This is a genomic window from Streptomyces sp. NPDC048415 (assembly GCF_040651675.1).
Taxonomy (GTDB): domain Bacteria; phylum Actinomycetota; class Actinomycetes; order Streptomycetales; family Streptomycetaceae; genus Streptomyces.
Genome location: NZ_JBEZKJ010000065.1, coordinates 1 through 19,320, shown reverse-complemented (window position 1 = coordinate 19,320; position 19,320 = coordinate 1). Strand labels below are relative to the sequence as shown.

General features: G+C 71.0%; 17 protein-coding genes. 4 read left to right on the top strand and 13 right to left on the bottom strand.

Going from position 1 to position 19,320, the window contains the following annotated elements; all coding sequences use genetic code 11:
- Positions 1–103 precede the first annotated feature (103 nt).
- Positions 104–379: a hypothetical protein gene (locus tag AB0D27_RS31860; protein WP_362515704.1), complete on the bottom strand. Its 276-nt coding sequence runs from the start codon at positions 377–379 to the stop codon at positions 104–106.
- Between the two features lie 196 nt (positions 380–575).
- On the opposite strand from AB0D27_RS31860, the gene AB0D27_RS31855 reads away from it, so the two are divergent.
- Positions 576–1,892 carry a protein kinase gene (locus AB0D27_RS31855; RefSeq protein ID WP_362515746.1) on the top strand — a complete coding sequence of 439 codons (1,317 nt, stop codon included), beginning with the start codon at positions 576–578 and terminating at the stop codon, positions 1,890–1,892.
- 228 nt (positions 1,893–2,120) lie between these two features.
- Here the strand turns inward: AB0D27_RS31855 and AB0D27_RS31850 are convergent, their stop codons facing one another.
- The 9 genes from AB0D27_RS31850 to AB0D27_RS31810 form a co-directional block, all read right to left on the bottom strand.
- Positions 2,121–2,939 (bottom strand): RNA methyltransferase, encoded by an 819-nt coding sequence (locus tag AB0D27_RS31850; RefSeq protein ID WP_362515702.1) that lies wholly within the window; start codon positions 2,937–2,939, stop codon positions 2,121–2,123.
- 64 nt (positions 2,940–3,003) lie between these two features.
- Positions 3,004–4,248 carry a uroporphyrinogen-III C-methyltransferase gene (cobA, locus tag AB0D27_RS31845; RefSeq protein ID WP_362515700.1) on the bottom strand — a complete coding sequence of 415 codons (1,245 nt, stop codon included), beginning with the start codon at positions 4,246–4,248 and terminating at the stop codon, positions 3,004–3,006.
- Between the two features lie 243 nt (positions 4,249–4,491).
- The gene (gene cobT / locus AB0D27_RS31840) at positions 4,492–8,391 is read right to left on the bottom strand and encodes a nicotinate-nucleotide--dimethylbenzimidazole phosphoribosyltransferase (RefSeq protein ID WP_362515698.1); all 3,900 of its coding nucleotides are present in this window, start codon (positions 8,389–8,391) and stop codon (positions 4,492–4,494) included.
- A gap of 344 nt (positions 8,392–8,735) precedes the next feature.
- Entirely contained in the window at positions 8,736–9,947 is a 1,212-nt protein-coding gene (gene cbiE, locus AB0D27_RS31835) for a precorrin-6y C5,15-methyltransferase (decarboxylating) subunit CbiE (RefSeq protein ID WP_362515696.1), read from the bottom strand.
- A gap of 233 nt (positions 9,948–10,180) precedes the next feature.
- The gene (locus AB0D27_RS31830; protein ID WP_362515694.1) at positions 10,181–10,819 is read right to left on the bottom strand and encodes a GNAT family N-acetyltransferase; all 639 of its coding nucleotides are present in this window, start codon (positions 10,817–10,819) and stop codon (positions 10,181–10,183) included.
- 529 nt (positions 10,820–11,348) lie between these two features.
- The gene (locus AB0D27_RS31825; RefSeq protein WP_362515692.1) at positions 11,349–12,179 is read right to left on the bottom strand and encodes a MetQ/NlpA family ABC transporter substrate-binding protein; all 831 of its coding nucleotides are present in this window, start codon (positions 12,177–12,179) and stop codon (positions 11,349–11,351) included.
- Between the two features lie 90 nt (positions 12,180–12,269).
- A complete protein-coding gene (locus AB0D27_RS31820) occupies positions 12,270–13,007 on the bottom strand; it encodes a methionine ABC transporter permease (protein ID WP_362515690.1) in 738 nt (245 codons plus the stop codon).
- Positions 13,004–14,038, bottom strand: coding sequence for an ATP-binding cassette domain-containing protein (locus tag AB0D27_RS31815; protein WP_362515688.1), 1,035 nt, complete (start codon positions 14,036–14,038; stop codon positions 13,004–13,006). Before AB0D27_RS31815 ends, AB0D27_RS31820 begins: the two co-directional genes overlap by 4 nt.
- Before the next feature lie 390 nt (positions 14,039–14,428).
- Positions 14,429–15,070 carry an HAD family hydrolase gene (locus tag AB0D27_RS31810; protein WP_362515686.1) on the bottom strand — a complete coding sequence of 214 codons (642 nt, stop codon included), beginning with the start codon at positions 15,068–15,070 and terminating at the stop codon, positions 14,429–14,431.
- A gap of 69 nt (positions 15,071–15,139) precedes the next feature.
- On the opposite strand from AB0D27_RS31810, the gene AB0D27_RS31805 reads away from it, so the two are divergent.
- Positions 15,140–15,499, top strand: coding sequence for a hypothetical protein (locus AB0D27_RS31805; protein WP_362515685.1), 360 nt, complete (start codon positions 15,140–15,142; stop codon positions 15,497–15,499).
- On the top strand, positions 15,480–15,950 hold the full coding sequence (locus AB0D27_RS31800; RefSeq protein ID WP_362515683.1) for a hypothetical protein: 471 nt from the start codon (positions 15,480–15,482) through the stop codon (positions 15,948–15,950). The genes AB0D27_RS31805 and AB0D27_RS31800 overlap by 20 nt, the downstream gene beginning before the upstream one ends.
- 1 nt (position 15,951) lies before the next feature.
- Here the strand turns inward: AB0D27_RS31800 and AB0D27_RS31795 are convergent, their stop codons facing one another.
- The 3 genes from AB0D27_RS31795 to AB0D27_RS31785 form a co-directional block, all read right to left on the bottom strand.
- The gene (locus AB0D27_RS31795) at positions 15,952–16,455 is read right to left on the bottom strand and encodes a GNAT family N-acetyltransferase (RefSeq protein ID WP_362515681.1); all 504 of its coding nucleotides are present in this window, start codon (positions 16,453–16,455) and stop codon (positions 15,952–15,954) included.
- A 58-nt stretch (positions 16,456–16,513) separates the two neighbouring features.
- Positions 16,514–17,008 carry a sigma-70 family RNA polymerase sigma factor gene (locus tag AB0D27_RS31790; protein WP_362515679.1) on the bottom strand — a complete coding sequence of 165 codons (495 nt, stop codon included), beginning with the start codon at positions 17,006–17,008 and terminating at the stop codon, positions 16,514–16,516.
- Positions 17,009–17,082: 74 nt separating this feature from the next.
- The gene (locus tag AB0D27_RS31785) at positions 17,083–18,246 is read right to left on the bottom strand and encodes a glycerophosphodiester phosphodiesterase (RefSeq protein ID WP_362515677.1); all 1,164 of its coding nucleotides are present in this window, start codon (positions 18,244–18,246) and stop codon (positions 17,083–17,085) included.
- 368 nt (positions 18,247–18,614) lie between these two features.
- Here AB0D27_RS31785 and AB0D27_RS31780 point away from each other — a divergent pair, with 368 nt between their 5' ends.
- The gene (locus tag AB0D27_RS31780) at positions 18,615–19,286 is read left to right on the top strand and encodes a lysophospholipid acyltransferase family protein (protein ID WP_362515745.1); all 672 of its coding nucleotides are present in this window, start codon (positions 18,615–18,617) and stop codon (positions 19,284–19,286) included.
- Positions 19,287–19,320 lie beyond the last annotated feature (34 nt).

Here is a 19,320-nt window from a genome sequence, read left to right as displayed (position 1 = left end):
GGCGCGCCGCGCCGGTGGGTCGTCATGCCCTCGTACCGATTGCCGGGCCTCCCGGAGGATGAGCGATGACCTGCGGTGTACTCCCCTGGGTGGAGATGAGGACCTAGGTCTCAGGGTCTTCCCGGAGGGGGCGCCCGGAGTGCCCCGCCTGTTCCGAGCTGTCCTCCCTGGGCACCGGCTGCTCGACCAGCGCCAGCACCCGTGTCGCCATGAAGCGGGCGGTACGCACCACCGATCCGTTTCGGGTGACTTCGCTCACTTCCACCACACCTCGGCGTACCGCCGTCTCCACCCGGCGGCCTGCCCTGCTTGCCACCACCTCGTACGTACGCGTCGTGTCACCGGCGTCCACGACTATTTCCACACGGTCACCCTTCACGGGCTCAATCCCCCTTCTGCGACGGATGGTTGGGATCACAGGCAGCTCAAAGCCGTCCTGTTCACACGCTCCCTGACCACCTTTCAAGTTTCCCACCCGGCACTGACAATCGATCGGGCCGAGAGGGCGCGGCCTCTGCGCGCACCCGGCCACGGAAACGTAAGCTATGGCTCGTCAAACGGACCGGGCAGCGGGGATGGACATGGCGATGATGCGCCTGAGGCGCGAGGACCCGCGTGTCGTCGGCTCGTTCAGGCTTCACAGACGGCTCGGCGCGGGCGGGATGGGCGTTGTCTACCTGGGCTCCGACCGGCGTGGCCAGCGGGTCGCGCTGAAGGTGATCCGACCTGATCTGGCGGAGGATCAGGAATTCCGGTTGCGGTTCGCGCGCGAGGTCTCGGCGGCCCGGCGCATCCGGGGCGGCTGCACGGCCCGGCTCGTCGCCGCCGATCTCGAGGCGGAGCGCCCGTGGTTCGCCACCCAGTACGTGCCCGGCCCTTCCCTGCACGACAAGGTCGCCGAGGAGGGACCGCTGTCGGCCGCCGATGTCGCCGCCGTCGGTGCTGCCCTCTCCGAGGGGCTCGTCGCTGTGCACGAGGCCGGTGTCGTCCACCGGGATCTCAAGCCGTCCAACATCCTGCTGTCCCCGAAGGGGCCGCGGATCATCGACTTCGGCATCGCCTGGGCGACGGGCGCCTCCACGCTCACGCACGTCGGCACCGCCGTCGGGTCTCCCGGCTTCCTCGCGCCCGAGCAGGTGCGCGGCGCCGCCGTCACCCCGGCCACCGACGTGTTCGCGCTCGGCGCCACTCTCGCCTACGCCGCGACCCAGGATTCGCCCTTCGGGCAAGGCAGTTCCGAAGTGATGCTGTACCGCGTGGTGCACGAGGAGCCCCAACTGCACGGCGTCCCGGACGCGCTGGCGCCGCTCGTACGGGCGTGTCTGGCCAAGGATCCCGAGGAGCGGCCCAGCACGCTCCAACTGTCCCTGCGGCTCAAGGAGATCGCGGCCCGCGAGGCACAGGGCATGCCAGACGTACGGCCGCCTGTGCCGCGCACGGATCCAGACCGGCCGACGGGACGCCTTGCCGAGCAGTACGCCGAGCAGCGCACCCAGCGGCGTCCGCAGGGCACTCCCCCGCCGCGCACGGGCGGGACCAACGGCGCAACCCGGTCCGGTTCGCGCCCCGCGCCCCCGCGGAACACCGGCCGCTCCGGGAGCAGGCCCGCTCCCCGCAGCGGTGCCAGGCGTCCGGCGCCCCGGACCACGGGCACGGGGCGGCGGCCCGCCAACCCACGGCTGCTGCGCCAGCGACTCTTCGTGTTCGTCGTGGTGACACTGCTCGTCGCCCTCGGCATCGCGGCGGCGCAGGGGTGCCAGGGACCGGCGCGCGGGCTGGACGACGGAGGCGTGCGGAAGGACGTACGACAGGAGCAGGCGTCGTACCAACCGCTGCCCGCCGGGCATTTGATGGCTGAGCGGTACCGGAGCGAGTTCCAGAAGGACGGCTAGGGCCCGGGCGAGTGCCCGTCAGGGCAGTCATGGCCGCGGGCGACTGCCCGTCAGCACAGTCACGGCCGCAGGCGACCGCCCGTCAGCACAGTCACGGCCGCAGGCGACCGCCCGTCAGCACAGTCACGTCACGGCCGCGGGCGACCGCCCGTCAGCACAGTCACGTCACGGCCGCGGGCGACCGCCCGTCAGCACAGTCACGACCGCGGCCACCGCCCGGCAGCGCAGTCAGGGCTGCGGGCGGCCCGTCGCCACCGCGTAGAAGGCGACCGCGGCTGCCGCGCCCACGTTGAGGGAGTCGACGCCGTGGGCCATCGGGATGCGGACCCACTCGTCCGCCGCCATCAGGGCCTTGGTCGACAGGCCGTCGCCCTCCGCGCCGAGCATCAGCGCGACCCGGTCCATGCGGTGCGGGGCCGCCTCGTCGAGGGACTTCGCCTTCTCGTCCGGGGTGAGGGCGAGCAGGCTGAAGCCGGCCTCGCGGACCGACTCCAGGCCCTTGGGCCAGGAGTCGAGACGGGCGTACGGCACCGAGAAGACGGCGCCCATGGAGACCTTCACGGACCGTCGGTAGAGCGGGTCCGCGCAGTCCGGGGACAGCAGGACCGCGTCCATGCCGAGGGCGGCGGCGGACCGGAAGATCGCGCCGATGTTGGTGTGGTCGTTGACCGACTCCATGACGACCACGCGGCGCGCGGACCGCAGGAGTTCCTCCGCCGTCGGCAGCGGCTTGCGCTGCATGGAGGCGAGCGCGCCGCGGTGCACGTGGTAGCCGGTGACCTGCTCGGCGAGCTCCGGGCTGACCGCGTACACCGGGGCCGGCAGCTCGTCGATGACGTCGCGCATGACGTCGACCCACTTGGCGGACAACAGCATCGAGCGCATTTCGTACCCGGCGTCCTTGGCCCGTCTGATGACCTTCTCGCCCTCGGCGATGAACAGGCCCTCGGCGGGTTCGCGCTTGCGGCGCAGCTCCACGTCGGTCAGGCCCGTGTAGTCGCGCAGACGCGGGTCGTCGGGGTTCTCAACGGTGATGAGATCGGCCACAGGGTGATACTGCCTTGTCCTTGGTGCGGTGCCAACGGCTGGGAACGGGTTTGGTTACCCGTGGTTACTCGGGAGCCTTCACGGGGCCTGCGGCGCCCACGTTCACGACCTCACCGATGACGATGACCGCCGGGGGCTTCACGTCCTCGGCCCGGACGGTCTCCCCGACCGTGGCCAGGGTCGCGTCGACGCGGCGCTGAGCGGCCGTCGTGCCCTCCTGGACCAGGGCGACCGGAGTGTCGGGCGCCTTGCCATGCGCGACCAGGGTTTCGGCGATCTTGCCGATCTTGTCGACGCCCATGAGGACGACGAGCGTGCCGCGCAGCTTCGCCAGCGACGGCCAGTCGACCAGGGAGCGCTCGTCGTCGGGGGCGACATGACCGCTGACCACGGTGAACTCATGGGCGACACCCCGATGGGTGACGGGGATGCCCGCCGCGCCCGGGACGGAGATCGAGCTGGAGATGCCGGGGACGACCGTGCAGGCGATGCCCGCCGCGGCGAGCGCCTGCACCTCCTCCATCCCGCGGCCGAAGACGAACGGGTCACCGCCCTTGAGACGGACGACCGACTTGCCCTGCTTCGCGTGCTCGATCAGCGCGTTGTTGATCGCCTCCTGAGCCATGAAACGGCCGTACGGGATCTTCGCAGCGTCGATCACCTCGACGTGCGGCGGGAGTTCGGCGAGCAGGTCGCGCGGGCCGAGCCGGTCCGCGATGACCACGTCGGCCTCGGCGAGCAGGCGGCGACCGCGCACCGTGATCAGGTCGGGGTCGCCGGGGCCGCCGCCGACCAGGGCGACGCCCGGGGTACGGGTGCGGTGGTGGGGCGCGACCAGGGTGCCGTCACGGAGGCCCTCCACCACGGCGTCGCGGATGGCGGCCGTGTGGCGGGGGTCCCGGCCCCGGGCGTCCGTGGTCAGGACCGCGACCGTCACGCCCGCGCTGTGGCCCGTCGCCGGGGTCCACGCCGTCGCCGCGTCGGCGTCGTCCGAGCGCACACACCAGACGCGGTGACGCTCAGCTTCGGCGGAGGCGGCCGTGTTCGCCTCGTGGTCGCTGGTGGCGATCAGGGCGTACCAGGCGTCCGCCAGGTCGCCGTCCTCGTACGAGCGCTTCGTCCACGTGATCTCACCCGCGTCCGCCATCGCCTCGACGGACGGGGTCGCCCTCGGAGACACGAGTCGGATGTCCGCGCCCGCCGCGATGAGCGCCGGGAGGCGGCGTTGGGCCACCTGACCGCCGCCGAGGACGACTACGCGGCGGCCGGTGAGGCGGAGGCCTACGGGGTAGGCGGGATGTTCGGCCATGGAGGTGCGGCTCCTCGTGCGGGGCGGTGCGTGACGGGGTCCCTGCGGCTTTGGAGGTGCCCCTGACGTGCGGATATTAAGGTACGGGTCTGGTGCGGCCGGGGTGGGGTGGGGTTTCTTTCCCCAAGCCCGCCCCTTCCCGAAACCGGGGGCTTCGCCCCCGGACCCCCGTCGTGCAGCCCGGTGGGCGGGCTGCGCCCACCCGTTTCGCCCCAGCGGAACGACTGCCCACAGCCCTGACGCCTACTTTTCGGTTACCCCTGCCGAATCGAACGTCGCCACCTCGTGCATCGCCCTCGCCGCGCTCTGGACCACCGGGAGGGCCAGCAGGGCGCCCGTGCCCTCGCCCAGGCGGAGGTCGAGGTCGACCAGGGGGCGCAGGCCGAGCTTGTTCAGGGCGGCCACGTGGCCGGGCTCGGCGCTGCGGTGGCCCGCGATGCAGGCCGCGAGGACCTCGGGGGCGATGGCGCGGGCGACGAGGGCCGCGGCGCCTGCGCTGACGCCGTCCAGGATCACCGGCGTACGCAGGGAGGCGCCGCCGAGGAGGATGCCGACCATGGCGGCGTGTTCGAGGCCGCCGATGGCCGCGAGGACGCCGATGGGGTCGGCCGGGTCGGGCTGGTGGAGTTCGATGGCGCGGCGTACGACCTCGGTCTTGCGGGCCAGGGTCTCGTCGTTGATGCCGGTGCCACGACCCGTCACCTCGGACGGGTCGGTGTCCGTGAAGACCGAGATCAGGGCCGCGGACGCCGTGGTGTTCGCGATGCCCATCTCGCCGGTGAGCAAGGCCTTGTTGCCCGCTGCCACCAGGTCGCGGGCCGTCTCGATGCCCACCTCGATCGCCGCGATGACCTCCTCGCGCGTCATCGCGGGGCCCGTCGTCATGTCGGCGGTGCCGGCGCGGACCTTGCGCGGCAGCAGGCCCGGCGTGGCGGGGAGGTCGGAGGCGACGCCCACGTCGATGACGCAGACCTCGGCGCCCACCTGGTTGGCGAACGCGTTGCAGACCGCGCCGCCGCCCAGGAAGTTGGCCACCATCTGAGCGGTGACCTCCTGCGGCCAGGGGGTGACGCCCTGGGCGTGCACACCGTGGTCGCCCGCGAAGATCGCGACGGCCGCGGGCTCCGGGATCGGCGGCGGGCACATCCGGGACAGGCCCGACAGCTGCGCGGAGATGATCTCCAGCATGCCGAGCGCGCCCGCGGGCTTGGTCATCCGCTTCTGGCGCTCCCACGCCTCGCCCAGGGCCTTGGCGTCCAGCGGGCGGATGTTGGAAACGGTCTCCGCGAGCAGGTCGTGCGGCTCCTCACCGGGCAGCGCGCGACGGCCGTACGTCTCCTCGTGCACGACCCATGACAGCGGGCGGCGCTTGGACCAGCCGGCCTGCATCAGCTCGGGCTCGTCAGGGAACTCGTCGACATAGCCGACGCAGAGGTAGGCGACGACCTCGAGGTGTTCGGGAAGGCCCAGCGCGCGGACCATCTCGCGCTCGTCGAAGAAGCTGACCCAGCCGACGCCGAGGCCTTCGGCGCGGGCCGCGAGCCAGAGGTTCTCGACCGCGAGCGCGGAGGAGTACGGGGCCATCTGCGGCTGGGTGTGACGGCCCAGGGTGTGGCGGCCACCGCGGGTCGGGTCGGCCGTGACCACGATGTTCACGGGAGTGTCGAGGATGGCCTCGATCTTCAGTTCCTTGAACTGCTTCGCGCGGCCCTTGGGCAGCGACTTCGCGTAGGCCTCGCGCTGGCGCTGGGCGAGTTCGTGCATCGAGCGGCGCGTGTCGGCCGAGCGGATGACGACGAAGTCCCAGGGCTGGGAGTGGCCGACGGACGGCGCGGTGTGCGCGGCCTCCAGAACGCGGAGCAGCACGTCGTGCGGGATGGGGTCGCTGCGGAAGCCGTTGCGGATGTCGCGGCGCTCGCGCATCACGCGCAGCACGGCCTCCCGCTCGGCGTCGTCGTAACCAGGGGCCGCCGGGCCGGTGGACTCTCGTACGTCTTCCACTGCGGCCGTGCTCTCTTCCTGTTCGGCGACCTGGGTGTCCAGGTCCTCCGCTAGCTGTGCGACTACGGGCTCCGGGTCCGCGTCGAGCGGCTCCGGTACGGGTGGGGTCTCGGTCTCGGTCTCGACCGGGGCTTCGGCGGCGCGGGGAGCCGGCACCACCGCTGGAGCGAGAGGCTCCGCTTCGGCGACGGGAGCCGCCACCGGCTCGGTGGGCTCCTCGGCGGGGGCGGGTGCCACCGTGATCACGTCCTCCTCGGCGGGGGCGGGTGCCACCGTGATCACGTCGTCCGCCTCGTCGGCCGGGGGCTGCTCCTCGACGGGGAGCGGGGGCACGGTCATGGCGTGCGGTGGGGTCGGCGCCAGGTGCGGGGTGGTAGGCACCGTGCCCTCGACAGGTACGAACTGGCCGAGGGACTGGTCCGCGTCGGGCTCGCGCGGGACGCTCAGGTGCCCGGACGCTCCGGCCGCGTCGCCAGGAACGCGCTGCTCACCGTGCGACTGGCCCGCGATCGCCTCCGCGTGGGCGGCCACGCCGACCGGAACAGCGTGCAGCGGCTCGGCCGTGCCGGTCTCCGAGAACGTGGCGGCCTGCGCGAACTCCTGGACCGGGAAGGCTTCCAGGCCGGGGACCGCCCGGCCGTGCGAGGTGTCGGGGGCGAGCGCCGCGTGGGCAGCGTGCGCGGCCTCGGGAGCGTGCGCTGCGGCGGCCACGAGCGGCTGCGCGGACTGCCCGGGGGACACCGCGTCCGCGAACTGAGCGGCGGGTCCCGGAATATGGACACCGGGGTCCGCGAACTGCGCGGGCCGACCCGGGCCCTGGGTCTCGGCACCGGCCGAGTCGGCTCCGTACGCCGCCGGGTCGGAGACCTGCGACGGGCCCGCGTGCGCTGCCTGAGAGTCCTGCGCGGAAGCGGGGTCCTGCGCGAAAGCGGGGTCCTGTACGGGCACGGGGTGCTGTACGGGCACGGCGTGCTGTACGGGCAAGGCGTGCTGTACGGATGTCAGGTGCTGCGCGGGCGTGAAGTGCTCTTCGTCCGACACAGGCTGGGCGAGTGCGGGCGCGTGGGGATCATCGGCGGGCGCCGCGCTGTCCCGCGCCTGTACGGCCTGCGAGATGTCCGGGGTCGCCGGGAAGGGCGTCGCGGCCGGGGTATGAGGGGCGGGCGAGCCATCCAGCGCGGCCGCGGCGTCGGGAGCCTGCTCGCCCAACGGCGCCTGGGGGGCGAGGGATGCCTCCGGGGCCGGGACCGGGGCTGGGGGCGCTTGGGCCTCCGCCGCCTCCGGGGCCTGGAATGCCTCGGCCGTCTCCGGGGCCTGAGGGGCGTGCGCCGGACCCGGGATCTGAGCGGCGTCCGCGAACTGGTCGGCGTCCGACGTCTGGTGGGTGTCCGAGGCCTGGTGGGCCTGCGTAGCCTGCTGGTCCTCCGTGCCCTGCGCTGCCTCGGGAACCGTCCCGGAGTCAACGACGAAGTCGGGCTCGGCGGCCGTCACGGAGTCGGCGTCCGTCGCCGCCTCGGGCAGCTCTCCCGCCTCTGGGACGACCGTTTCTGCAGCCGCTGCCTCGGGCGTCACCGGCGGAGCGCCCCACGGCACCGCACCCTGCGGCGGAGTCTCGCCGAACTGCGCCACGTCGAGGTACTCGGGCCCGACCGTCGGCGGTCCGGCATGCCGTACGGGAGTTACGGGAGCGGGGCTCGGCGGCGCACCGGCCGGGCCGCGGTCGGCCAGCGAGCGCACCGGGCTCGAGGAGCCGTCCGGCGTGGGCGGCCCGAGGTGCAGCGGACGACGCGGCGGCGTGGGCTGCGCGGCGGGCGCCGGGTTCGGCGCGCGGACGCCGCCGAGGTCGACCGAACCACTGTCGCGCCCGGCCATCTCGTGCGGGCCGGGCTCATGAACGAGACCCTGCTCGTGCACGAGACCCTGCTCATGGACGAACGGCATCGGAGTCGGCGGCGGCACCTCGTTGCCCCACGCGCCCTGTGCTCCCGGCGCGCCCGGCATCAGGAGCAGGTCGTCGTCCTCGGCGGGGTTCTCGGAGGGGTCGAGGAAGGTGTACGCGCCCGGCGCGGTGACGCCCGGCTGCTCCACCATGCCTGCGTTCTCCGGCAGTCCCTCGCCCGGGACCTGGCCGGTGTCGGTCATGCGTACCCCTCGCCCATCGGTTAGTGCTTCCAAGTCCAGCTCGCCCGGAACGGCGCACCGACCGCCCCACAGTGAAGAACGAGCGTGCGTGCCCAGCGGCACGAACGACCGGCCAACAAAGACGACAAAGCCATTAACTGGCATTGTCCCGGTCGTCCCGCCCTCGCGACAGCTTGATCCGCGAGCGCCCGCTGTGGACTGCGCCACGTTGCGCGTCCTCAGGTTCTGCCGTACCACACACGCCTCAAAACGGGCGCGTTTTCCGGACATTGACCGACGAAAGGTCGATCACCCGGAGCGGTACAACGATCGGCCAGCCTACCGCGCGCAGTACGACAACAGGATCACGGGGCGCGGTCGGGCAGCAGTGCGCTGAGCAGGAACGCGACGCTCCGCTCCTTCTCCGTCCAGGCCCTCGTATCGAGTTCGACGGACTGAATGAGCGCGCACTCGACTTGGTAGCCGTGCTCCGTCAGGTCGCGGCCGATGAGTTCGGCCGCGTCACGGGTCGCGGCGTGCGTGACGATGCGCTGCGGACGGCGGTCGGCGACGGCCGAGACCACCGCCACTCCCCCGCCGCCGACCCGGACGACGTCGGGTTCGGGGAGGTTGTCCAGAATGTGCGGCGCGCTGCCGTGCACGATCTGCATCTGGACGCCGAAGCGGCGGGCGGATTCCTCGGTGCGGGCGCAGGAGCCGGGGTTGCGGTCGACCGCGATGACGGCGGCGCCGGTGCGTGCCGCCTCGGTGGCGAAGGCGCCGCTGCCGGAGCCGATGTCCCATACGAGGTCGCCGACGCGCGGTCCCAGACGGGCGAGTTGGGCGGCGCGCAGCAGATCCGTTTCTCCTTCGCCGAGCGCGCCGCCGTACGCCCCGGCGGGCAGCGCCCAGCCGCGCGGTCCGGCTCCCGGGTCACGTCCGGCGATCCAGCCGCCGCCCTCGGCCGCGGCCACGAAGCCTCCGATGACGATGACGACGTTGGGGTCGCGCCAGGTGTGGTCGGCGGCCTTGTCGGAGGTGAGGATCGTGACCTGTTCGCGCGCGGTGCCGAGTTCCTCGCAGATGACGAAGGTGCGGTGCACCCCTTCGAGGAGCAGGCCGAGTTCGGCGGGTCCGGCACCGGGGGACGTAAGAACGGCGACCTTGGTGTGGGCGCGGCATACGTTCACCGCGCGTCGCAGGGTGCGGGGATGTGCGACGACCACGTGTGCGTCGTCCCAGGGCATTCCGGCGCGGGCGAAGGCGGCGGCCACCGAGGAGACGGCGGGCACCACTTCGACCTCCAGGCCGAACTCGGGGCTTCGCAGGGTGCGTACGACTCCGAAGAAGCCCGGGTCCCCATCGGCGAGGACGACGGCGGTGCCCCGGTGGCCGGCGATCCGGCGAGCGGCGAGGGCGACGCTGCCGAGGCGGATGCGTTCGGCGGTCGCGGGGACCTCGGGGAGCGCGAGGTGGTGTGCCGCGCCGGCCACCAGCGTGGCGGCACCGAGCGCCGAGCGCGCCGCGGCGGTCAGCGGCGAGCCGTCCCAGCCGATCACCGTGACCCGGTCGGCCATCGTCGTCAGTCTCCAGAAGGTCTTCGCAGGTAGTCAGGGGGCAGCCCGAGAGCGGGCTCCGTGAGGGTACCTGGTGCGGCCGGGGCCGCGCCGCGACGGGCTCCGGGCGTGGGAGCGGTCCCGCGGATTCCGGTCCGGAGCTCCCGGAATCCCAGACTCCAGTGGCTCTCGGGGCCCGGTTCGAGGTCTCCCGTACTTCGGATCTTCTCGGTGTCCCTGTCGGACGTAGCTACTCAGTTCCAGTCGGAGAACGACGTGAAACCGCCGGTGTCGGCGAGCTGCTCGCCGACACCGTCGAGGTCCTCCGGCAGCAGGCTCCACACGATGAAGTCGGTGCGCAGGTCGACCCAGCGGCCGTCCTCGGTACGGGTGCGCGCTATGCAGGCGTTGCGGAGCACTCCCTCACTGATGCAGCCGATCTTCTGGGCGACCTGCTGCGAGGCGGTGTTGTCGGCGGCCGTGCGCAGTTCGATGCGCTCGAACTTCTGGTCGCGGAAGAGCCATTGGGCGGTGGCGAGCGCCGCCTCGGAGGCGTAGCCCTCGCCGCGTGCCCAGGGGGCGATGATGTACGAGAGTTCGGTGGACCGCACATGCCAGTTCGTCTTGCCCAGTTGGATGACGCCGACCAGGCGCTGGGTGAGGAACTCGGTGACGGCGAGGTCGAGTCCACGGCCCGCGGTACGTTCCGTGGGCGCGTACTCGGTGATCCAGGTGCAGGCGCCGTCCTCGGTGAAGGGCTGCGGCACCGACGTCCAGGCCGCCACCATCTCGTCGTTCATCATCTCGGCCAGCGCGGGCACGTCGTCCTCGTCGAGCGCACGCAGGACCAACCGCTCCGTGCTGATGGAGATGTCGGGGAAGGTGCTCGTCATGCGCCGCTCCGTAACCGTCGGGGACTTCGGGCCCGGGAAACCAGTCGGCCCGCTGAACTGCCCAGCATGCAGCATGAAACCACTGAACCGCACAACGGGGTCCACTCCGGGTAATGGAGTGAACCCCGTGCGGTGACGAGAGCGGCGCCTCAGCCGGAGGTGACCGGCGGGACGAGCCCTTGCACTCGTCCTCGATGAACTTCTTCACCTCGGACGGGATCGCTGACGGGGCCCCACGACATGAACGTCGGCAGGAGGCTACGGCGACACCAGAATTGTCATCGCCGACTACAACCGGGTGCCCGGTTCGTGCCTTCAGGGGCTCGCGACCAGTGAGGTGTCCTCCACCTACGACAGGACCTCGCCCGCCGGGACGGCGGTGGCGCCGACGACCAGGGCGTCGCTTTCACCACCACCGCTTCCGGAGTCCGAACCCGAGCCACGGGCTTTCACGCCGAGGCCGAGGGCCAGTGCGGCGGCCGCCGCCGATATGCCGTGCTTGCGCAGCGCGTTCGCCCCCTGGAACGGCTTAGAAGGACGGGATGACGGAGCCGGCGTACTTGTCCTCGATGAACTTCTTGACCTCGGGCGAGGTGAGGAGCTTGGCGAGCTTCTTCACACGCGGGTCGTCCTCGTTGCCCTTCTTGACGGCGAGGAAGTTGCCGTACGGGTTGTTCTTCGCCGACTCCAGGACGAGGGCGTCCTTGGCGGGCTTGAGTCCGGCGGAGATGGCGTAGTTGCCGTTGACGACCGCGGCGTCCACGTCGTCCAGGGAGCGCGGGGTCTGGGCCGCCTCGACCTCCTTGAACTTGAGGTTCTTCGGGTTCTTGGAGATGTCCTGCGGGGTCGCTTCAGTGCCGGCGCCGTCCTTGAGCGTGATGAGCCCGTTGGCGGCGAGCAGCTTCAGGGCGCGCGCCTCGTTGACGGCGTCGTTCGGGACGGCGATGGTCGCACCGCTCTTCAGCGCGTCGGCGCTCTTGACCTTGTGGGAGTAGAGGCCGAGCGGCTCCAGGTGCACCGTGACGACGGGCACGATGTGGGTGCCGCGCTTCTTGTTGAAGTCGTCGAGGTACGGCTGGTTCTGGAAGTAGTTGGCGTCCACCGAGCCGTCCTCGGTCGCCGTGTTCGGCACGATGTAGTCCTGGAACTCCTTGACCTCCAGGTCGAGTCCCGCCTTCTTCGCCAGGTTCTTCTTGACGTAGTTCAAGATCTCGGCGTGCGGGGTGGGGCTCGCGGCGACGATCAGCGGACCGCTGGTGTCGGAGGAGGCGGAGCCCTTGTCCGAACCGCAGGCGGAGAGACCGAGCGTAAGGGCTCCGGCGGCGAAGACGGCGGTGGTGATTTTGGTGGCGTTACGCACGAAAAGTGCCTTTCCATTTGGGTGTAGCTGTCCCCGTGTGGGGTGGTACGGGGAAATCTGCGGGTGGGTGAGCGGGGAACTCGGACGACCTCAGGCGACCTTGCCGACGTCCGCGGTCGCGGGCTCCCTGGCCTTCAGCAGCCTCAGCTTCGGCGCGGCACCGGACTGCCCGCCGCGTCGGTGCAGACCACGGGCGGCGTAGTCGCCCGCGAACTGGATGAGCGAGATGACCACGGCGAGGATCGCCACGGTGATCCACATCAGTCCGGTCTCGAAGCGCTGGTAGCCGTAGCGGATGGCGATGTCGCCGAGGCCGCCGGCGCCGACGGTGCCGGCCATCGCGGAGTAGCCGATGAGGGCGACGATCGTGGTGGTCGCGGAGGAGATCAGCGAAGGCAGCGACTCAGGTACGAGGACCTTGCGCACGACGGTCCAGGTGTTGCCGCCCATGGACTGCACGGCCTCGACGAGCCCGCCGTCCACTTCACGGACAGCCGTCTCAACCAGACGCGCGAAGAAGGGAATCGCGCCGATGGCCAGCGGCACGATGGCGGCCTCGCGGCCGATCGTCGTCCCCGTGATCGTGCGGGTGAAGTTCATCAGCGCGACCATCAGGATGATGAACGGCATCGAGCGGGCGATGTTCACGACCTGCCCGATGACCTTGTTCGCGACGACGTTCTGGAGCAGTCCGCCGCGGTCGGTGAGGACGAGCAGGATGCCGAGCGGCAGACCGCCCACGATCGCGATGAGGGTGGACCAGCCGACCATGTAGAGCGTGTCCCAGCACGCCTGGGACAGCAGCGGCTGCATCTCGGACCAGGTCACTTGGCACCATCCTTCACCAGTACGGGCTCCTCGCCAAGGACGTCGATCTGCAGGCCCAGCTCACGGAGGAACCCGATCGGCACGACGTTCTCCTCGTAACGGCCGGGCAGTTCGATGCGCATCCGGCCGACCTGCTTGCCCGCGACGGTGTCCATCGCCGCGCCGAGGATCGAGATGTCGATGTTGTACGTGCGCGAGAGCTGGGAGATGACGGGCTGGGTCGCGGCCTCGCCGTGGAAGGTGACGTCGATGACGGTGCGGTCGTCGCCGGAGGCCTCGCCACTGACCGGGAAGAGCGACTCGGCCAGCTCGGAGCCGGGCGTCGCGAGCAGCTCGCTGACCGTGCCGGACTCGATGATGCGGCCGTTCTCCATGAGGGCGGCCGAGTCGCAGATGGTCTTGACGACGTCCATCTCGTGGGTGATGAGCAGCACGGTCAGGCCCAGCTGCCGGTTCAGGTCGCGCAGCAACTGGAGGATGGAGCGGGTGGTCTCCGGGTCGAGGGCGCTGGTCGCCTCGTCGGAGAGCAGCACCTTCGGGTCGCCGGCCAGGGCGCGGGCGATGCCGACGCGCTGCTTCTGACCGCCGGAGAGCTGCGCCGGAAAGGCCTTGGCCTTGTCGGAGAGGCCGACCAGGTCGAGCAGTTCGAGCGCCTTGGCGGAGCGTTCCTTCCCCGCCTTGCCGAGGATTTCGAGCGGCAGCTCGACGTTGTCCTGGACGGTGCGCGAGGACAGCAGGTTGAAGTGCTGGAAGACCATCCCGATGTGGCTGCGCGCCCTGCGGAGTTCCCTGCCCGCGCGCGGGCCGCGCCCCGCGAGGGCGGTGAGGTCCTGTCCGGCGACGCTGACCGTGCCGGAGGTGGGGCGCTCCAGGAGGTTGACGCAGCGGATGAGCGAGGACTTGCCGGCGCCGGACTGGCCGATGACGCCGTACACCTCTCCTTCGCGGACGTGCAGATCGACGCCGTCGAGGGCGGTCACTTCACGGCCGCGCGAGCGGTAGACCTTGGTGAGGCCCGTTGTCGTGATCACTGGGGTTCCGTCACTGTCGAGTGCAGGGCGTGGGTGTGCGCCGGGCACGGGTGCATTCGGTCTTGAACGCGGCACGGTTCTCGCGGTGGCGATGAAACCGGGTGGATCCGGGGATCCGGAGGGAGAACTTGTGCGCGGGGCTGCCCGGTCACGTACGCGGTACGGACACAGGGCGCGGCGATCTCGCTTCGGGGCGCGAGATCAGGCGATGGTGCGAGGGCCCTCTAGAAGGCGCACATTCGACACATACAACGAGCACCGGGCGTCATGGTCGCCTCGGTCGCAAAGGTGCGGCTGCTCGTCGTGGTCATGGGATCAAGTAAAGCAGACCCACAGCTGGGGCCCGCCACCGCTGTCCGAATAGCGGACAGCGGTGGACACTGTGCGGCCTCAGCCGGAGATCTCCACTCCCTGGGCCGTGACCAGTACGGACAGGGCGGAGAGGTCCTCGACCACCAGGTCGGCGTGCAGCTCGTGGGGCTGGTGGGTTGTGGCCAACGCCACGGTGGTCATGCCGGCGGCGCGGCCGGCCTGGAGACCGGCGGGGGCGTCCTCGAAGACGACACAGCGGGCCGGGTCGACGCCCAGTTCGCGGGCGGCGAGGAGGTAGGGCTCGGGGTCGGGCTTGCCGCGGGTGATGTCGTCGGCGGCGATCAGCGTCTTGGGGCGGATGCCGACCTCGTCGAGCCGGGCCTCGGCCAGCCGGCGAGTGGCGGAGGTGACCACGGCCCAGCGCTCGGCGGGCAGCGAGTCGAGGAGCGCGAGGGTGCCGGGCAGCGCCACGACCCCGCCGGGCACGTCCTCGACCTCCAGCTGCTCGATGCGCGCGAGGGCCTCGGGGACGATGTCGGCGGGCAGCAGGTCGGCGGCTATCTCGATGGCGGGACGGCCGTGCAGTTCGATCCGGGCGAAGTCCTCGGCGGTGATGCCGTACTCCTGTGCCCAGCGCGTCCAGCACCGGTTCACCGACTCGAGGGATGAGACGAGCGTTCCGTCGTTGTCGAACAGGAGGGCTTCAGCGTGGATCTTCATGCCCTCGACCCTACGGGGCACCCCGGGGTCGAGCGCATCGGGTCTTTTGGCCCGTAATAGGGTCACGGCATGCTTGATGCCCTGACGGTCGCGACGGCCGTCGCCGCGCTCGCGCTCGCCGCCTGGTGCGGCTGGGCCGCCTACCGTGATCAGCCCACGAAGGACTGGCACTTCATCGGCATGGCCGTGGTGTCGCTGCTCGCCGTGATCCAGCTCGTGATCGGCATTGTCCAGCTGGCGCGCGGCGAGAAGCCGGACCAGGGCACGACGATCTTCGTGGCCTATCTGCTCGGCGCCTTCGCGTGCATTCCGGCGGCGGGCTTCATGTCGCTGGCGGAGCGCACCCGCTGGGGCTCGGTCACGGTGGCGGCCGGCGGTGTGGTCCTCGCCGTGCTCGAAGTGCGCCTGTATGACATCTGGGGAGGCTGACGTGACGAAGGCCGAGGTCACCGTGGTCGAGAAGAAGAAGAAGAAGAAGCGGACGCGGCTCATCAACGGCCCGGGCATCCTGCTGCTGTGGCTGTACGGCGTGATGGTCGTCGGCGCGGTCTCGCGCTCCGCCGTGCAGATCTCGACGGAGTTCGACAAGGCCCCGCTCGCCTACTCGCTGTCCGCGGTCGCCGGCGTCGTCTACGGGTTCATCACGTACTCGCTCGTACGCGGCGGGGAGACGGCACGCAAGGCGGCGCTGGTGTGCTGCGCCGCCGAGCTCGCGGGCGTGCTGACCGTCGGGACCTGGACGCTGGTGGAGCCGTCCGCCTTCCCCGACGCGACGGTGTGGTCGGACTACGGCATGGGCTATCTGTTCATCCCGGTGCTGCTGCCGCTGTCGGCGATGTACTGGCTGCGCAAGGCGCGTACGGCCGAGCAGTCGGCGTAGGTCAGGCGCTGGCGGCGTACGCGCTCGCGTCGGCGCCCTTGGCCAGGGTCACCAGCGTGAGCCGGTCGTCGACGCGCTCCTGGGAGACCGGCGCGTAGCCGTGCTTGCGGTATAGGCGCAGATTGCGCTCGCTGCGGTGGCCGGTGAAGAGCTGGAAGGACTTGGCCGTGCCGTCGGCGCCGAGCCGCGCCTCGATCGCGGCGAGCAGGCGTCCGCCGAGGCCGTGGTGCTGCATGCGCGGGTGGACGATGAGCTTGTTGATGCGGGCCGTGCCCTCCGCGTCCACGGCGCCGCGCACCGAGGCCACCACCTCCGCTCCGAGCCGGGCCACCAGCACCGTGCCCTCGGCCAGTTCCGCCCTGAGGGAGTCGAGCGGCTGCGTGAGCGGCTCGATGCCGTAGTCGCCGTACAGCTCGGCCTCGCTCTGGTAGCAGAGGTACTGCAGCTTGAGGATCTGTTCGGCGTCCTGCTCGGTCGCCGCCGAGATGGTCACGCTCATGCCCATGTGTGCATGCCTCCCGCTCACCTGTTCCACCAGTCGTCCCTCACTCCTATCCCCGCCGTCAGCGAGTCGCAACCTCCACCGCGAGCAATCGACGCAGACATCCCAGGCATCTGGAACGTTCCGGACCAAGACTGCCCTGTGAGATACCCAACTCCCCTGCGATCTCCCGGTAGGTGAGGTCCTTCGGGGAGAGCAGCGCCGCCATGAGACTCGGGCAGCGGCCGGGCAGGCGGCGCACCGCGGCGTGCAGGGCGCGATGGCGGTCGGCGGTCATGGCCTGCTGCTCGGGTCCCGGCCCGCTGTCATCGGCGGGATCGGAGGCGTACGGCTGTTCGGCGCGGGCCGTACGACGGCTACGCCGGGCCTCGGAGCGCACGGCGCGGCGCAACCACCCCTGCGGATCGACGGGCGGCCTGTCCGAGTCGAGGCGCTCCAGCAGGCGCAGCCAGACGGCCTGTTCAAGGTCGCTCTGCTCGGCGCCGGACGCATATGCCTCGGCGGAGGCCTCGGCGGCGAGCAGCGGGCGCAGCGTGGAAACCATCTCGTGGGTCATATGCGGCACGACGCGGCCGCCCCGGCAGGAGGTTGCCGGGGCGGCCGGTTGTCACCCCATCCGGGGTGGCGGGGTCATCCGTTGACGAAGGCCGCGCGGGCCATCAGCGCGGTGTCCGCGTTGTCGGAGAAGACGCCGTCGATACCTGTCTCGAAGTACGTCTTGAACGCGCCGAAGGCGTCACCGTAGGCGGTCGGGTCGGTGCCCTTGCGGAAGTTCGCGGGCAGGAAGGGGTTCTCGTTGCGCATGGTGTACGGGTGCAGGATCAGGCCCGCGTCGTGCGCGTCGGCGACGAGCGTGGTCGGCGTGGTGAGGTTGCCGCTCGCGTCCTTCGGTATGACCAGGTCGAGGGTGGGGCCGATGCCTTGGGCGTACGAGGCGATCCACTCCAGGCCCTTGGGCGTGACGAGGTCGGCGACCGTGCGCGGGTCGCCCGCCGTGACGAAGTCCCAGGGCCGGGTGTTCGCGCTGGAGAGCAGCACGACGAGCGGGTTGCCGAGGAGCTTGTTCAGCCGCTGGATGCTGCTCGGCTCGAAGGACTGCAGGATGACCGGCGAGTTCTTCTTGTCCTTGCCGTACTTGCGCAGCAGCGTGGCGACCCGCTCCTCGAGGCCGAGGCCGAGGGCCCGGAAGTAGGTGGGGTGCTTGGTCTCGGGGTAGATCCAGACCTGCTTGCCGCGCCGCCGGGTCTGCTCGTCCTGCCACTGGAGCACCTCTTCGAAGGTGGGAATCTCCCAGCGGCCGTCGTAGAGGGTGTTGTGCGGGCGGTTGGCGGGGATGCGCTCTATCGCCCGCAGGGTCTTCAGCTCGGCGAGCGTGAAGTCCTCGGTGAACCAGCCTGTCGTGGCGACCCCGTCGAGCGTCTTGGTGGTCTTGCGGTCGGCGAACTCGGGGTGTGCCGAGACGTCCGTCGTCCCGCCGATTTCGGGCTCGTGACGGCATACGAGGTGGCCGTCTTTGGTGGGCACCAGGTCACCGGCCTCGATGATGTCCGCGCCCAGGTCGAGGGCCAGCTGGTAGGAGCCGAAGGTGTGCTCCGGCCGATAGCCGCTGGCCCCGCGGTGTCCGATGACCGTAGGCACGGGCAGGCTCTTCAGCCCGCCGCCCGCGTGCCGCGCGTCGGCGGCTCTCGCCGTGCCCGCCGCCCCGAGCACCGCGCCCGCCCCGAGCACCGCCGCGCCGAGCAGTGCCCGCCGTCCGGTCCCGCGTGCCCGCTCGTCCGAGTCCTGCGTTCCCATGAGCGCCTCCGTCGTCCTGTCGTCGCCAGTGCGGGCCGATCGTAGGGGCGCGCGCATGACGGAGGGGAGACGCCGGCGGGAACACGAGGGTGACGCTGGATGTCGTCCGAGGACAACGATCTGACGATGCGTCGGCTTGGCGCGGACCGTATCGGGTACGCGTCCGGCGGGCTCCAAGGGCGATCTCCGTCACATCGTGGCGGTCACGTTACGCGCGACCCACGGCGCGACACCGCAGGTAAACGTGCGTCAACAATGAGTAAGACCTCGGTGAACCCGACGTGCCCGATGTGCAATACCCCCGGGGCCGCGAGTATCGTCCTCACCTGCACAGACTCATACCGAATCCCTTGACACCGGAGGGCCCGTTGTCCCGCTTCGCGCTCATCAAGGCAGTGCTCGGACCGATCATGCGCCTGATGTTCCGCCCACGGGTGGAGGGCGTGGAGCACATCCCGGGCGACGGTCCGGTCATCCTGGCCGGCAACCACCTCACGTTCATCGACTCGATGATCATGCCGCTCTTCTGCGACCGTCAGGTCTTCTTCATCGGCAAGGACGAGTACGTCACCGGCAAGGGCCTCAAGGGCCGGGTGATGGCCTGGTTCTTCACCGGCGTCGGCATGATCCCGGTCGACCGGGACGGTGGTCGCGGCGGTGTGGCGGCGCTGATGACCGGGCGCCGGGTGCTGGAGGAGGGCAAGGTCTTCAGCATCTATCCGGAGGGCACCCGCTCCCCCGACGGCCGTCTCTACCGGGGCCGTACCGGCATCGCCCGGCTGACCCTGATGACCGGCGCGCCCGTCGTCCCGTTCGCCATCATCGGCACGGACAAGATCCAGCCCGGCGGCGCCGGCTTCCCGCGCCCCGGCCGGGTCACGGTCCGCTTCGGCGCGGCCATGGAGTTCTCCCGGTACGAGGGCATGGACCGCGACCGCTACGTCCTGCGGGCCGTGACCGACTCCGTGATGACCGAGGTCATGCGCCTGTCGGGTCAGGAGTACGTGGACATGTACGCCACGAAGGCGAAGGCGGCGTAACACTTCGCACGGGTGAGCCCCGGCCGGCGACCGC